3 protein-coding genes and 1 pseudogene are annotated in these 1,914 nt (G+C 68.1%); 3 read left to right on the forward strand and 1 reads right to left on the reverse strand.

What is annotated here, in order from left to right; translation table 11 throughout:
• From Dsi01nite_RS54830 to Dsi01nite_RS54840, 3 genes and pseudogenes are all read left to right on the forward strand, one after another.
• A pseudogene (locus Dsi01nite_RS54830) lies at nucleotides 1-345 on the forward strand (ATP/GTP-binding protein); the annotation flags it as partial.
• On the forward strand, nucleotides 342-977 hold the full coding sequence (locus Dsi01nite_RS54835) for a hypothetical protein (RefSeq protein ID WP_203854491.1): 636 nt from the start codon (nucleotides 342-344) through the stop codon (nucleotides 975-977). The pseudogene Dsi01nite_RS54830 and the gene Dsi01nite_RS54835, both read left to right, overlap by 4 nt.
• Before the next feature lie 85 nt (nucleotides 978-1,062).
• Nucleotides 1,063-1,365 carry a hypothetical protein gene (locus Dsi01nite_RS54840; RefSeq protein ID WP_203854492.1) on the forward strand — a complete coding sequence of 101 codons (303 nt, stop codon included), beginning with the start codon at nucleotides 1,063-1,065 and terminating at the stop codon, nucleotides 1,363-1,365.
• A gap of 9 nt (nucleotides 1,366-1,374) precedes the next feature.
• Here Dsi01nite_RS54840 and Dsi01nite_RS54845 read toward each other — a convergent pair whose 3' ends face one another.
• A complete protein-coding gene (locus Dsi01nite_RS54845; protein WP_203854493.1) occupies nucleotides 1,375-1,821 on the reverse strand; it encodes a DUF4259 domain-containing protein in 447 nt (148 codons plus the stop codon).
• Nucleotides 1,822-1,914 lie beyond the last annotated feature (93 nt).

Below are 1,914 nucleotides of genomic sequence, written 5' to 3' on the forward strand. Positions count from 1 at the left end.
GGCCTGTTCTCCGGCGTCCGCGGCAGCCAGATCGCCGGCCGCTTCACCATGATCCCGACCAACCCGATTCCCCGCACGGCCGAGTGGACCAGCCTGATCGCCACCATCGAGAACTCCCTGCGACTGCAACACCATCGGACCGACACCCTGGTCGGCCTCACCGATTACCTGCACCAGCGCACCGCCGGCATGATCGGCAGCCTGTCCCACCTGATCCGCGGCGCCGCCCTGGACGCCATCCTCACCGGCACCGAGAAGATCACCCGGAAACTGCTCGACGCCGTCGACCTTGACCACGCCGCCCAGAACCACGCCCGGCACCCGAACGCCGCACGCCGGCCATGATTGGCGACCAGCTGCTCCCACTGCCCCGGAGGGTTCGGCCGTCCGCTGCGGAGACCGCCGAACGCTACGTCCACCGCCTCGCTGAGGCCAATCACCTGCGGCCCAGCTACCTCCGTCAGCTACTCACCACGCCGCCGAACTCGCTCGGGTCGATCCAGCTGGACAAACTGGCCGCGGTGGCCGGCCGAGACCCCGCCAACCTCGTCCGGGCACTGCCCGAGTTGGCTCCCCGAACCCGCACCCCTGGCCGGACCCGCGAGAACGAGGCCCGCAAGACCCTGAACGAGCAACGCAAACGCGAACGGTTCGCGGCGTTCCGCTACGACGCCCGGCTCGGCATGTCCATCCGCGCTCTCGCCACCAAGCACCACGTCAGCCGCCGCACCGTCGGCAAAGCCCTGCAGTCCGAGATCCCGCCGCCCCGCAAGAAGATCGAACGGCAGCCGACGGCTCTGCTCGGGCTTCGCGAACACATCGACGCAATGCTGGAAGCCGACCCGGCAATCACCGCCGCCACGATCTGGCAGCGGCTGCACGACGAACACGACGCCACACCGTCCTACCCCGCCGTCCGCACCTACATCACCACCCGCCGGACGACCCGCCCCCCCATCACCAGCACTCATCGATGAAACACCAGCGGCCCCGACCAGCAGCCAACCAGCGAACGCTCCGCCCCCGGCCGCGACGGAGGAAGCGACCATCCGGCTTTTGCACATGGCTATCCTCGAGATCCGCGTCCTGACGGCTGCCGCCCACAACAACCAATCGGCCGAATCCCTCGATCAGCGACGCGAACGAGCCAACGAGATCGCGAACATCTGCCACGACCTGACCCCATGGCTCGACCCTCACCGCCGCAACAACCTGGCCGACGGACTCCGCGACCAATGGCGATCCGCCGGAACCCGCCAACGACGCTGGCTGCAAACCCGCTTCGACCAGCTCGGATACGACCACCGCTGGCTCACCGAACTCACACCCGAAACAGCGCCGTCTCCCGCGCCGAACGTTCGATGAACGCGAAGATCACTCCGGCGCGCCGGCGCCAAGGGTGAGCACCCGCGACAGCACAGCGATAGTCTCGCGCGCCTCAGCGGCGTCCGTGTCGTTCGTCCAACCCTGATGCCAAGGGCCTTCTGGCCCGGCGACGAACGTCAGGGCCTGAAGCGCGGCACCCGCTAGATCGGACGCGGGCGCAGGCAACCGGACGTCCGGAACAAGATCCTGCTCGACCAGCGCTTCAAGCTGCTCGTCGATCTGCTGCCCGCCGGGCAACGCAGCCGCAACAACCGCGGCCGCGGCCACGACCTCGTCGGGAAAGAACTCCCGCCAGAGCAGCTCAGGGTTGTCCTTCACGAAGAGGAACATGCGCGCCAGCGCAGACCCCCGGCGCTCAGGAGGCCGTTCAGCGAGTTCTCCCAGGAAGTCCATGGCCCCATCGCTGGAGAACGGGCCGGTCCCGAACGTTCCCATGCTCGCTGCCTCCTCGAAACGGTCGTCGTCCCGAAGCTACAAGATCACGCCCCCCGACCCCCTCATACCAAGCCCGGGCAGACACCGAACCTG

Source organism: Dactylosporangium siamense, from assembly GCF_016862795.1.
In the GTDB taxonomy this organism is placed as follows: Bacteria; Actinomycetota; Actinomycetes; order Mycobacteriales; family Micromonosporaceae; genus Dactylosporangium; species Dactylosporangium siamense.

What these genes read in the sequence shown, in the direction of transcription:
- Dsi01nite_RS54835 (WP_203854491.1), top strand. Translation starts at nt 342, where the DNA reads ATGATTGGCGACCAGCTGCTCCCACTGCCCCGGAGGGTTCGGCCGTCC.
- Dsi01nite_RS54840 (WP_203854492.1), top strand. Translation starts at nt 1,063, where the DNA reads ATGGCTATCCTCGAGATCCGCGTCCTGACGGCTGCCGCCCACAACAAC.
- Dsi01nite_RS54845 (WP_203854493.1), bottom strand. Translation starts at nt 1,821, where the DNA reads ATGGGAACGTTCGGGACCGGCCCGTTCTCCAGCGATGGGGCCATGGAC.